This is a genomic window from Pseudaeromonas sharmana, from assembly GCF_042649925.1.
Taxonomy (GTDB): domain Bacteria; phylum Pseudomonadota; class Gammaproteobacteria; order Enterobacterales; family Aeromonadaceae; genus Pseudaeromonas; species Pseudaeromonas sharmana.
In genome coordinates this window covers 379,960-391,763 of record NZ_JBHSAF010000001.1, presented here as the reverse complement: position 1 = coordinate 391,763, position 11,804 = coordinate 379,960, and the positions used below count along the sequence as shown (strand labels likewise).

At 53.1% G+C, this 11,804-nt stretch carries 13 protein-coding genes; 4 read left to right on the top strand and 9 right to left on the bottom strand.

Annotation, left to right across the window (positions count from 1 at the left end):
• Positions 1-106 precede the first annotated feature (106 nt).
• Both hpf and pheA read left to right on the top strand, forming a co-directional pair.
• Positions 107-451 carry a ribosome hibernation-promoting factor, HPF/YfiA family gene (gene hpf / locus ACFOSS_RS01865; protein ID WP_377150300.1) on the top strand — a complete coding sequence of 115 codons (345 nt, stop codon included), beginning with the start codon at positions 107-109 and terminating at the stop codon, positions 449-451.
• 277 nt (positions 452-728) lie between these two features.
• Complete coding sequence (gene pheA, locus ACFOSS_RS01860) at positions 729-1,907, top strand: bifunctional chorismate mutase/prephenate dehydratase (protein ID WP_377150298.1); 1,179 nt, start codon at positions 729-731, stop codon at positions 1,905-1,907.
• A gap of 69 nt (positions 1,908-1,976) precedes the next feature.
• Here the strand turns inward: pheA and tyrA are convergent, their stop codons facing one another.
• The 3 genes from tyrA to ACFOSS_RS01845 form a co-directional block, all read right to left on the bottom strand.
• Positions 1,977-3,110: a bifunctional chorismate mutase/prephenate dehydrogenase gene (tyrA, locus tag ACFOSS_RS01855; RefSeq protein WP_377150297.1), complete on the bottom strand. Its 1,134-nt coding sequence runs from the start codon at positions 3,108-3,110 to the stop codon at positions 1,977-1,979.
• Between the two features lie 32 nt (positions 3,111-3,142).
• Positions 3,143-4,216 (bottom strand): 3-deoxy-7-phosphoheptulonate synthase, encoded by a 1,074-nt coding sequence (locus ACFOSS_RS01850; protein WP_377150296.1) that lies wholly within the window; start codon positions 4,214-4,216, stop codon positions 3,143-3,145.
• 268 nt (positions 4,217-4,484) lie between these two features.
• Positions 4,485-5,252 carry an MlaA family lipoprotein gene (locus ACFOSS_RS01845; RefSeq protein ID WP_377150295.1) on the bottom strand — a complete coding sequence of 256 codons (768 nt, stop codon included), beginning with the start codon at positions 5,250-5,252 and terminating at the stop codon, positions 4,485-4,487.
• 156 nt (positions 5,253-5,408) lie between these two features.
• On the opposite strand from ACFOSS_RS01845, the gene ACFOSS_RS01840 reads away from it, so the two are divergent.
• Positions 5,409-7,199, top strand: coding sequence for a flagellar hook-length control protein FliK (locus ACFOSS_RS01840; RefSeq protein ID WP_377150294.1), 1,791 nt, complete (start codon positions 5,409-5,411; stop codon positions 7,197-7,199).
• 2 nt (positions 7,200-7,201) lie between these two features.
• The gene (locus ACFOSS_RS01835) at positions 7,202-7,507 is read left to right on the top strand and encodes an EscU/YscU/HrcU family type III secretion system export apparatus switch protein (RefSeq protein ID WP_377150292.1); all 306 of its coding nucleotides are present in this window, start codon (positions 7,202-7,204) and stop codon (positions 7,505-7,507) included.
• 55 nt (positions 7,508-7,562) lie between these two features.
• Here the strand turns inward: ACFOSS_RS01835 and ACFOSS_RS01830 are convergent, their stop codons facing one another.
• The 6 genes from ACFOSS_RS01830 to ACFOSS_RS01805 all read right to left on the bottom strand — a co-directional run bounded on the left by ACFOSS_RS01830 (position 7,563) and on the right by ACFOSS_RS01805 (position 11,802).
• Complete coding sequence (locus ACFOSS_RS01830; protein WP_377150645.1) at positions 7,563-7,955, bottom strand: DUF2802 domain-containing protein; 393 nt, start codon at positions 7,953-7,955, stop codon at positions 7,563-7,565.
• Positions 7,956-7,978: 23 nt separating this feature from the next.
• A complete protein-coding gene (locus tag ACFOSS_RS01825; protein ID WP_377150291.1) occupies positions 7,979-8,467 on the bottom strand; it encodes a chemotaxis protein CheW in 489 nt (162 codons plus the stop codon).
• Between the two features lie 65 nt (positions 8,468-8,532).
• Complete coding sequence (locus ACFOSS_RS01820) at positions 8,533-9,258, bottom strand: chemotaxis protein CheW (protein ID WP_377150290.1); 726 nt, start codon at positions 9,256-9,258, stop codon at positions 8,533-8,535.
• Positions 9,255-10,034 carry a ParA family protein gene (locus ACFOSS_RS01815; protein WP_377150289.1) on the bottom strand — a complete coding sequence of 260 codons (780 nt, stop codon included), beginning with the start codon at positions 10,032-10,034 and terminating at the stop codon, positions 9,255-9,257. The genes ACFOSS_RS01820 and ACFOSS_RS01815 overlap by 4 nt, the downstream gene beginning before the upstream one ends.
• A gap of 4 nt (positions 10,035-10,038) precedes the next feature.
• Complete coding sequence (locus tag ACFOSS_RS01810; RefSeq protein ID WP_377150288.1) at positions 10,039-11,061, bottom strand: flagellar motor protein MotB; 1,023 nt, start codon at positions 11,059-11,061, stop codon at positions 10,039-10,041.
• Positions 11,062-11,064: 3 nt separating this feature from the next.
• The gene (locus tag ACFOSS_RS01805) at positions 11,065-11,802 is read right to left on the bottom strand and encodes a flagellar motor protein (RefSeq protein WP_377150287.1); all 738 of its coding nucleotides are present in this window, start codon (positions 11,800-11,802) and stop codon (positions 11,065-11,067) included.
• Positions 11,803-11,804: the final 2 nt, after the last annotated feature.

The window sequence follows — 11,804 nt, the reverse complement described above, 5'->3', positions numbered from 1 at the left end:
AATGCCAAACAGGACACAGAAAGGCGATCTGGATCACACTTCAACTCCATGCCAAATAGGTAATCTGAACTTGAGAACAGAAGAAAAAGAACCGAGGGGGTTCATTATGATGATCGACATTACCAGCAAAGCCATCGAAATCACCCCAGCCATCCGTGAACGGATCGAGTCACGCTTTGCCAAGCTTGAGCGGATCCAGGTTCCGCTTATCAGCCCCCAAGTCATAGTGATAAAGGAAGGTCAGGAATTCATCGTCGAAGCCAAAATCAGCGTACCCAACGGCCAACTCTTTGCTCAGGCACAACATGAGGATCTCTATGCAGCCGTCACGCTGCTCGGACAGAAGCTCGAACGTCAACTGACCCGCCACAATGACAAACCGGCGGCCCACCGTGCGGCCCGCTCAGGCAAGGAACAGTGCCGGGCCGGTGAACTGACACCGGCAGTCTGATGCCAAGATCGTAGTCAAAGGGGCGCAACGCGCCCCTTTGATTTTTCAGCCTGCCAGACATCAGCCGACTTGCATATTGTATCGAAAATACGTAATTCTATAGCTATCAAACGATACGACACCGACGAGCCAACATGTTTACGAGCCTGTTTTTTATCTGCTCCTCATAAATGGAGGCGTTACGCTCGTCAACAGCAATAGCTAATGATCGTCACGGCCTCCCTCTTCGGGAGGTTTTTTTTACTCGCTGGCGAAGGGGTCATCAATGGAGTCTGACATGGCCACACTGGAAGAAATCAGAAAGGAAATCACCCGCCTCGATGAGGATCTGCTGCAACTGCTGTCGCGCCGCAAAACCTTGAGCATTGAGGTGGCGCGCAGTAAGCAGGCCACCCATAGGCCAATACGCGATGAACACCGCGAACAGGAACTGCTGGAACGCCTGATTGCCCAAGGTCGCCCGCTTGGCTTATCAGCCTACTATATCAATCAGGTATATCGCCTCATCATTGAAGATTCGGTGTTGAGCCAGCAAGCGTTTATCCAGGAACAGTTGAATGGCCAAGGCGGCGATGGGGCCAGCATTGCATTCCTCGGCCCTGTCGGTTCCTACTCCAGTCTGGCGGCACGTAAATATCTGTCTCGTCATGTCGGCGCGATTCATGAATGCAGCTGTTCAACTTTTCAGGACGTTATCCAGTCCGTCGAATCCGGCCAGGTTGAATTTGGCGTGCTCCCTATCGAAAACACCAGCTCAGGTAGCATCAACGAGGTTTACGACCTGATGCAGCACACCAGTCTGTCCATCGTCGGGGAGCTGACACTGCCTATTGAGCACTGTCTGTTGGCGGCGACTGAAACCACCGAGAGCCACATTCGAACCATTTACGCCCATCCGCAACCCATCCAGCAATGTTCAAACTACCTACAAACACGGATGGCAGAGGTACGCCTGGAGTATTGCGACTCGTCATCTGCGGCCATGGCCAAGGTGCGTGAGCTGAATTCACCTGAGGCAGCGGCGTTGGGCAGTGCCGCTGGAGGAGCCCTGTTCGGGTTAATGCCCATTGCCGAGCGGCTGGCCAATCAAACGGACAACATCACCCGTTTTATTGTTGTCGCGCGCAAGGCCATCGATGTGGCCATGCAGGTTCCGGCCAAGACGACGCTGATTCTCTCCACAGCACAAAAAGCCGGTTCACTGGTAGAAGCCTTGCTGATATTGCGCAACCACGACATCAATATGACCAAGCTGGAATCGCGACCAATTCAGGGCAATCCATGGGAAGAGATGTTCTACATTGATGTTGCAGCAAACCTGAACGACACCGCCATGCAAACTGCATTACGTGAACTCAACGCCATTGCACGATCAATGAAGGTGCTCGGTTGCTATCCCAGCGAAGATGTCAGACCAACGCAGCTGCCTGCCTATCTGATGCCAACGCCCCTCTAGATACATGGCAACGCCCCGCAATACGTGCGGGAAGAAAAAGGCGCCTCCAGGCGCCTTTTTTTGTAACCACTACAGCGATTCATGGTGTCGGCTATCGTGTGCCTGAGCCAGCAGCATCTTGCTTTCACGCAGAAACTGCCCGGCATAATCACCAAAAAAGTCGGCAACCTTGTGAAATTGCTGAATAAACGCCTCTCTATCACCGGCTTCGAGCAAGCGTATCGCCTCCCCCATTCGATGATGATAGCGACGGATCATCTCCAGATTGCGCGGAGCCGACAGTATGATGTCGGCATACAATGCCGGATCCTGCGCAAACAAACGCCCGACCATGGCCAGCTCAAGACGATAAATGGGTGAGCTCAATGCCAGCAGTCGCTGCAGATCGGCCGCCTCCTCTTCCAGGTGCCAGCCATAGACATAGCTGGAGAAGTGACGCAACGCCTGAATCAGACTCATAGACTCATCATGTTCTTCCGCCGTGACTCGATGCAACCGCACGCCCCAGATACGCATCTGGTCGAGTAGCCACTGCCAGGCTGACTCATCACGACCCGCGCAGCACACCACCACCTGTTTGGCCAGACTGGATACATCGGGACCAAACATCGGGTGCAATCCGAGCACGGGCCCTCGATGCACCGCCATCATATGCGCCAGCGGTTTGCTCTTGATGCTGGTGAGATCGACGAGGACACAATCGTCTGGCAGCATGGTCAGACGATCAATCACCTCGCAGGTGACATCGATAGGCACAGCGACAACAACCATGCCGGCTTGAGATAGCAGCTCCGGCGCCCGATACCAATCATCCCGCTCAATGATCTCAACGCGATAACCAGAGAGTCGGAACATGTGACTGAAAAGCCGGCCCAGTTGCCCAGCACCGCCGACTATGACAATCGGTCGGAGCTGCGGGTTTACGCATTTGAACCCGGAATCATTTTCGCTGCTATAGGATTCGCGCATCACACGGCGCAACACATCCTCGATCAGATCGCCCGGCACGCCGCAAGCTTCTGCCTCCTGCCGGCGTTTGGCCAACATGGCTGCCTCACGATCCGGAGCATAGATTGGCAAACCAAATCGACTCTTCACCTCGCCGACATTGGCGACCAGTGCCAGCCGCTGTGCCAGCAAGCCCACCAGTTGTCTGTCAACCGTGTCGATCTGATCCCTCAGCGCATTCAATTCTTGATTCATTGCTTCTGCTTTCCTTGCCAGCCAGACGTTTGTTACTGCTTCAGGCGCGCGCGAAGTGGCGCAGCCAGCTCACGGTAACATTTGGCCAGCAACTTGTCCGTAGTCTCCCAATCAATACAGGCATCGGTAATGGATACGCCGTATTGCATCTGGCATTTTGGTTGTTCACTGGATTGATTGCCGGCGCCGATATTGGACTCCAGCATGATGCCGATGATGGACTCATTACCGTCCTGTATCTGATGAACGACGTTTTGCGCGACCAGCGGTTGCAACTCATGATTCTTGCTCGAGTTACCATGGCTGCAATCCACGACCAGACACGGCGTCAGTTTGGCTTTGACCAGCGCTTGTTCTGCCAACGCGACATTCACTGAATCATAATTGGGGTGCTTACCTCCACGCAGGATGACATGGCCATCTGGATTACCTTGCGTCTGCAACAAGGCCACCTGTCCCTGCTGGTTGATGCCCATAAAAGCATGGGGTGCGGAAGCCGATTTCAAGGCATTGATTGCGGTATCTAGGTTGCCATCCGTCCCGTTCTTGAAACCAACCGGCATAGATAAACCAGACGCCATTTCACGGTGAGTCTGTGACTCTGTCGTCCGCGCACCAATCGCTGACCATGAAAAGAGATCGGCCAGGTACTGCGGACTGATTGGATCGAGGGCTTCGGTTGCCAAGGGCAATTGCAACTCGGCCAACCACGCCAGCAATTCACGGGCTTTTTTCAAACCCAGTTCGATATCAAAGGTGCCATCCAGATTTGGGTCGTTGATAAAACCCTTCCAGCCAACGGTTGTACGCGGCTTCTCGAAGTAGACCCGCATGACAATATACAGGGTGTCAGCGTAGGTATCATGTAGCTGCTTCAGCCGCGAGGCGTACTCCTTGGCCGCATCCATGTCATGGATGGAACAGGGCCCACAGATGACCAGTAACCGAGGGTCCTTACGCTGGACGATGTTGGCTATCGTCTGGCGAGCGGCGCCGATAAATGCCATCGCCTGTTCGGAAACCGGAACCAGAGCTTTCAACTCCGCCGGGGTCATCAGAACTTGTTCTGATTGAATATGGACGTTGTTTAATGTGTCTTTATGCATCGCAGCCTCCAAAGCAGTGTAAACTTATGTTTACACAAAACAGATAACCAATAGCAAGGCCACCTGTTGACTTAATCTTGATTTCAAACTAGCAGACACCTTAGCAACTCAGTCAATATTTGCAAGCTCTCTTTTGGCAGAGAATTCTGCCGGCCCAAGCGCTATAGCCGGCCTTGCACGCGGCTTGGGCCGGCAAAAACAAACAAGCCAGACACCGGCTGCCGGTATCTGGCTTGTTTGTTTGCAGGCCAATGGTCTGATCGAAAATTTAATCGATTTCGTCCAGATACTGATTCAGCTGCTCGTCACTCTCCTGTGACGCCGGACTTCCTGCAGCCGCTGGTTTGCCATCCTGCACCTTGCTCTCTTCATATTGCAGGTAAAAATCCTTGGCGGTGACATAAGGATCCAGCGCGTTATCCAGTACGGCTTCCTGATCCACCAGCTTGGCGCGTTTACTGAAACTATCGGTTGCCCAGATCCCGACCCGCGTCCAGATATTGAGATTGGCATAGGGGAAATAGAGCCCGTCTATCGTGTCGCCAATCACGCCACGCATGGTGGTCGCCCCATAGACAGGAACCATAAAATAGGCGCCCTGCTCCATGGTCGCCTTGCCGAGGACGGTACTCATGCTCATGCTCTTGCGCTCAAGGCCCATATCGCTGGCGACATCGAGCATGCCCAGCAGACCCACTGTCGAATTCAGCGCAAAGCGCAATACGCTGCTCCCGGAGTCCGCCACTCGACCGACCAGCAGATTATTGACGAAGTAGTTCGCCTCATTAAGGTTTTCGGTCACATTGCCGATACCTGTACGGACGGGTGAAGGTACCCAGTCGACGTAGGCATGTACAGCCGGTCGCAAGGCATAACGATCCAAGTAGTTATAGTTGAGTCCCCAAGAGAAACGATTTATCGATTCGTAAGGATCAACGGCACCGCCAGGGAGCGCGTCAGATTGCGGTGCAGCCGCCAGCGCCGGTCCGGCGCTCAGAATAGAAAGACAGAACCAACCAATATTCAGGGTTTTCATCAATACCTCTGCAGAAAACGCGGATGGCAGCCCCCCGCGCGGTGCTCTTGATGCATTATATATGAAAGGAGCATATCGGGACGAGTGCTGGTATTTTGCAGACGGTAACACCCAGTCCCTGTTCCGTTATCACATGAAAAAGGTGGATTGAGTAACGTGGCCAGTGTTCAGCCCCCAGACTTGTCAGCTGTATCAGCACCATCAACCCAGCAAGTGCAGCCGGAGGTGGACAGTCGCAGCACCTTGGCACCCGAATTAAACGAACGTGCACTACGTGATTTTTTACGTGGCATAAGTCAGTTGCAAGGCCAATTACCCCCCAGCCTGAGTGACAAACAACAAGCATTGCTGCGGCAGATGACCACCCTATTAACCGCTGTCAATTCACCGCTTCCGGCAAGCAACGCCAACCCCAGCCCTAGCCTCGCCGGCCATAGTCTACAGGGATTGTTGCCCAGCCTCATCGCTCAACTACCGGCAGACGATCCACAGCTGCGTCAGTTAATGACTCAGATCGTGACACCGTTACTACCTGGTTCCAGCCGCCCTGATAACTCAGCCCTGACCAGCGCCATCACGAACTTACCAGCCACATTACAACCCGGTACCGAAAGTGGTCGGGCACTGTGGAACTGGCTGGCACAGTTGATCACGCTGAAATTACCGACACCACCTGCCGGGGCACTACAACACCAGCTGCAACAGAATGCATTGACCGTTCAATCAACGCCCCCTCAGGCACAGCCAATGATCCGTCAAGCCCTTGAGATGACCGTCAAATTTATAGCTGACGTAGCAACAGGAGTGCGTAACGGTACGGCCGCGTCGGTTCCATCTAGCGTCGAAGGGCACGTGCTCGACACCAGGGTTGCAGCCGCCACACAGGATGCATCAGCCAAAGCGTCAATCAGCGCGCAGCTAGCTCCTCCATCGACTGCACCATCGACGCAGGAACAGGCCATCGAGGTCACTAAAAATCCGGCACCAACAGCTGCACCCCTTACTGAACGACCACAAAGCGTTAACGATGCAGATGCCGAACATCCACTACAGACGACGGCATTATCAAAGCTCAAGGTTGATGCCGTCACTGCTCAGCCAACAGCCGCCTCGACATTGGCGATGCACAGCCATGACGATGCAGCAACGCCTTCGACTAATGAGCAAAGCACACCATCAACCGCGCTTAAGCCTCAAGGCGACTACCTGCATCAGTTAGGGGTCATGTTGCTGCGCAAGCAGCTCCCGCCCACGTTATTGGCAGGATTGAGCCGTGTGCTGTCAGCTATCACACCGCAAATTCAGACTGCTCAGCAAGTTTCCGAGTGGCTCACGTTTGTTCAGAATCCGGTTCTGGGGAATACCAGTCACAGCCAAGCAATCCAGCAATGGGCCATCGCTTTGCTGTCATACCGGCTGCAACGCTGGCAAGCCGAGAGCACACAAGAGCAACAACCCAGCCGAACCCAAGTAACGACCACACTTGAAGATGGAATGGAATCCAGTTCTGGAGCACACAAAACAGCGGCTCATTTTCTACAACAGATGGAGCGGCTTCAGGCCACACCACAAGAGTCAAATTCGCTGCTGTTGTTTCAGGTACCGCTCCCACCGCACTACCCTGGTGGCAAAGAGAATCACATGGCCCTAAAACAACAGCGCAATGAGCAAGGAAAGTATCAATGGACGCTCAGCTTCATGCTGGATTTGGAGCATATGGGTATGCTGCAGATTAAGGCGCTCCTCGATTTACCACAGGTCCAATTGCAGATGGTCGCTGAACGACGACAGACCTATGAGCGCATCAAACAGACCTGGCCAAAACTCGAGAGTCGATTCAGAGAGTTGGGGTTGAGTCCGGCTCAATTTGTCTGCAAGCAAGGCAAAGTTCAGGCTGTGCCTGAAACAGACGCACAGCCGCCTGATGGCTTTTCAATACGGGTATGACGATGACGCAAGATCTGCGGGCGATTGCTCTGACCTATGATGGTAATACCGCACCACATATCTCAGGGAAAACAGAAGGCGAACTGGCCAAACAACTCCTGGCGATGGCCGAGGAGGCCGGTATCTATATTCATCAGGATCCGGCGCTGATGGAGCGGCTGGCATGCATGCAGGAGGGAGAGGCTATTCCACCTGCGTTGTATGTCGTCATCGCAGAAATCCTGGCCTACTCCTTCATGTTGCAAGGGAAATTCCCGGAGCATTGGCGACGCTCGGATGGCACTGCCGCAATTGAGGAGCATGTGTGAAAAAACAAAAAGCCGGACAACCGGCTTTTAGACACAGAGGAAGAGCCTGCGACTGCTAGCCTTTCTTCCCGGCGCGCAGTGAGATCAACAATTCGGCCTCGGCTTTGGGAATCTCACACTCTGCCATGACCTCGTCCAGACCAGCCCCCAGCTCGACCATGCGTGCCGCTCGGCTGTAAAGACGACTGTCCGGATCCTGCAGAACCAGCTCCTGCTGACGCTCAGACAAGGCCAGAATGCCTTTTTCCATCTCCAGTAACCGCTGCCCAGTACCCAGAGCACTGCTGTGCAATTCATTGAGTTGCTTGCGCGTGCTGTCTCTTGATTTGAGCAGCTCCTTCACCAGAAGCTCCATCGCCTGAAGTTTACGACGACTATGTGTGCTGAGAATATAGCTGACAATCAGGGCTGCGATGGCAAGCAAGGTTGCTACCGCAGCCCCAATCAGCGCGATCCACTCGAAATTGATACTCACAGCTGGCTCAGTTCATCCCACTCTTCATCAGTCAACAGCTTGTTCAAATCCACCAGGATCAGCAGCTCACCATCACGGTTTGAGACGCCCTGAATGAATTTAGCGCTCTCTTCGGTACCGACGCTCGGCGCAACATCAATTTCAGAGGCACGCAGATAGACGACCTCCGCCACGCTATCGACCAAAATACCCACTACCTGCTTTTCTGCCTCGATAATCACGATGCGCGAGTTATCGCTCACCTCTGCAGGCTCTAAGCCAAATCGCAGGCGAGTGTCTATCACAGTGACAACGTTACCGCGCAGATTGATAATCCCTAATACATAATCGGGGGCACCTGGCACAGGTGCAATCTCGGTATAACGCAACACTTCTTGCACTTGCATCACATTGATGCCGTATGTTTCACGATCCAGCTGGAACGTGACCCACTGGAGCACTTCATCTTCTGCTACGTTCTGCGCCACATTACGCTTTTGGCTCATATTCCGATTCCTTCAATATCCAGCATCATGAAACAAAATTAGCAACAAAAGAGGATTACTACCTACTAGCAACCCTCAATATTGAGACCTTTTTCCAGCAATAGCAGCAGTTCCTGCACATGCAACAGCGCACACATCTTGTCCTTGACCATTCCTGCCAACCAAGGCCGCTTTCCTGCACTACTACGCCACTGAATGCGATCACGCAGCAGCAGTTCAGTACCAATCAACTGATGGCAGGCCAGGCCCCACTGACTATTACCCAACATGACGAGATATTCGTAAGCCTGTTCAGCCACTTGGCCCGGCATGATCCAGCGCGTAGTGTCGACCACATTAAGCTGCGAATCACGCATCGTCATGACACCGGCAAACCAATCAGGCTTACCAAATAACGTATTGATTTTACTGAGCTGATGAATACCGCCTAATTCGGTTAACGGTACGGCAAATGTCACCCCGGAAACAACGAAAAACAGTGCTTGAAATTCACGGCCAGTTTCAATGTTCTTCCAGATTGGCGGGGCGGGTGGCGCCACTTTTACCGGTGTGGACAGCGTCGACGGGCTGACCTTCTGTGGCGTCTTGATTTCCGTTTTGGATACCCGTTCCACATCCGCCAGCAGGGCTTGCAGTTTTTCCTGCTCCGCGAACCCTTGTGGCTCAGCAAATGTCACCACTGCGGGTTCCGGTGCTGGCTGAACCACAGGCGCCGGCTCAGCCACTACAGACTCATTCAACAGTGAATGAAAATAACTGTCCATGGCCTTGAATTGAGAGTCCTGACTCATATCGCGACCTTCTCCTCGGCCAAAAGATAATTGAGCAAACCAAGGTAAGCCTGGCTCCCTCGGCTGTCTGGTGCGTAGAGCGACGGAGGAACATGCATGTGGCTGGCATCCCGGAATTTAGTGTCGATGGGAATGACAGAATCCCATACCCGCGCACCATACAAGCCGCGAACAGATTCAAGACTCTGCAAGGAGGCCTTGGTCCGTTTATCAAACATAGTGGGCACTATGGTGTAGTTAAAGGGCAATTGGCTGGAGTGTTGCATGATCTCGAATGTTTTTATCATCCGCTCCAAACCCTTTAACGCAAGAAACTCGGTTTGCACCGGCACCAGAATGTGGCTACTTGCAGCCAGGGCATTCACCATCATCACCCCAAGCACCGGAGGACAATCGATCAGCACCACATCATAGCGGTCGCTTACATGCTGCAGTGCCCTTCGCAAAATGAGTCCCATGCCATCTCGGCTTCCCAGGGTGCGATCGAGTGTCGATAACGCAATCGACGCCGGCATCAGACTGATATTTTCAAAACGGGTTGGCAGGATGACTTTCTCGACCGCCGACCGATCCGGACTCACTTGCGCAAACAGATCAAATAAAGTTCCATCGAGTAAATCAGAGTCATAATCCAAATAGCTGGTCAAAGACGCATGCGGATCGGTGTCCAATAACAGGACACGCTTTTGCAAGCTGGCAAGCCAGCCGGCGAGAGTGACCACAGTTGTTGTCTTTCCGACGCCACCTTTCTGGTTGGCAATAGTCCATACAATCAAGGTCTTATTCCTGCTTTTTTAACTTGAGACGGCCATCAGGCAGCTGAATGATATTGTAATTTTCTGGTGTAATGATGTCAGTTAGCGGTTGCTCCCCTGGCTTGGCTGGCACGTCATCCACAATGACCGGCAGCGGTTTGGGAGTATAAGAAAAACGCGAAACGGCTATCACAACTTTTCGATTCAGCTCCCGCCCTCGCACCGTCGAGTTAGAGGCAAATGGTGAAAACTCTCCATACGCCTCAATCGCCAGCTGGGCGGGGGGAATACCATCGCTCTCCAGACTCTTCAATACTGAAATGGCTCGCTGTGCCGAAAGCTCCCAGTTGGAACCATACAGCTCGTTGGCAATGTGCACATCATCGGTATAGCCACGAACGCGGACATAGTTGCGCAGAGGGGCCAGCGTCTTGGCAATCTGCTTGAGTACAGGCTTGGCCTGCAACAACACGGTGGCACTGCCGCTGGGGAAGATCAAACCGGAGCTGAGCTCGATGGTCAGCCAGTTCTCGTCAGACTTGATATCGATAAGCCCAGCCGAAACCAAATCTTCCAGCGACTTGTTAAACTCTTTTTTCAACGCATCAAAAGGCGCACCCGAGCTGTTACTGATGCTCTCATCCATCGGTAACTGATCTTTAATTTCTGTCTGTGAATTTTGGGTGGGAACCGGTTGCTGTGTTGGCGGCTGTCCGGTATCCAGCATGCCCCCCCCCCCCTGCGTCGGAGCCTGCACTATCATCACTTGCTGGTTTGGTGAAGCGGCACTGATATCCGAGTCGTCGTTGCTTTGAACGATTCCGAAACTACCAGTTAGAACCGTCGAGCCAGGGCGGGCAGTTACAAAACCCATTTCGGTAAAACTCTGAATCAATCCCTGGACTAATGCTTTGACTTCGGTTTGCTTGGACATAGCAAACCCGTATAACACCACAAAGAGAGCAAAAAGAAGCGTCATGAAGTCCGCGTAGGAGATCAACCAGCGCTCATGGTTCTCTGGCGGTTCAACCTTCTTTTTTCTCCCCATCGCTTATTCCTCTCCAATGTAGACCTGCAGGCGGCGTTTCAACTGCATCGTATTTTCGCCACTGGCGATAGACAGCAGGCCCTCAAGAACCATCAGTTTAAAGTGTGCGATGTCATGATTGATTGCCTTGTACCGATTGGCCACAGGCAAAAACAGGATGTTGGCAGAACCGACGCCGTAGATAGTTGCCACAAAGGCCACCGCGATGGCAGGGCCCAACATTTCAGGGCGATCCAACAAGCCCATGGCATGGATAAGACCCAGCACGGCCCCCAAAATCCCCATGGTCGGGGTATAGCCGCCCAACGCCTCAAAGACCTTGACCGACTGTTCAAGCTCGTGCTGCTCAATTTCAATTTCGTTTTCAAGTAATTGATGCAGCTGCTCTTTATCAACACCGTCCACGATCATCTGCAGACCATTGCGTGTAAAGGCATCACCTATCTGCGCCACCTGATTTTCCAACGCCAGCAACCCCTGTTGACGGGCAGTCGTCGACATCCCCTCAAGCAGCTCGGATTGGGCATGCAGATCCAGCTTTGGTGGCGAGATCAACCAGCCAAACTGTTTGAGTGAGACCAGCAGGACTTTAATCGGGAACTGCACCATGACCGCCCCGATCGCGCCACCGATCACGATCAAAAAGGCTGGCAGGTTGAGCATGGCACTGGGATGCCCCCCCTCCAGAATGTTGGCACCGATAATAAAACCGATCGCGACAAGGATACCTAGCAAGTTCATGG

Coding starts and splice junctions, on each gene's coding strand:
- ACFOSS_RS01820 (WP_377150290.1), bottom strand. CDS start 9,258: ATGAGTCAGGACTCTCAATTCAAGGCCATGGACAGTTATTTTCATTCA.
- ACFOSS_RS01825 (WP_377150291.1), bottom strand. CDS start 8,467: ATGAGCCAAAAGCGTAATGTGGCGCAGAACGTAGCAGAAGATGAAGTG.
- ACFOSS_RS01835 (WP_377150292.1), top strand. CDS start 7,202: ATGACGCAAGATCTGCGGGCGATTGCTCTGACCTATGATGGTAATACC.
- ACFOSS_RS01805 (WP_377150287.1), bottom strand. CDS start 11,802: ATGAACTTGCTAGGTATCCTTGTCGCGATCGGTTTTATTATCGGTGCC.
- ACFOSS_RS01850 (WP_377150296.1), bottom strand. CDS start 4,216: ATGCATAAAGACACATTAAACAACGTCCATATTCAATCAGAACAAGTT.
- hpf (WP_377150300.1), top strand. CDS start 107: ATGATGATCGACATTACCAGCAAAGCCATCGAAATCACCCCAGCCATC.
- ACFOSS_RS01845 (WP_377150295.1), bottom strand. CDS start 5,252: ATGAAAACCCTGAATATTGGTTGGTTCTGTCTTTCTATTCTGAGCGCC.
- tyrA (WP_377150297.1), bottom strand. CDS start 3,110: ATGAATCAAGAATTGAATGCGCTGAGGGATCAGATCGACACGGTTGAC.
- ACFOSS_RS01810 (WP_377150288.1), bottom strand. CDS start 11,061: ATGGGGAGAAAAAAGAAGGTTGAACCGCCAGAGAACCATGAGCGCTGG.
- pheA (WP_377150298.1), top strand. CDS start 729: ATGGCCACACTGGAAGAAATCAGAAAGGAAATCACCCGCCTCGATGAG.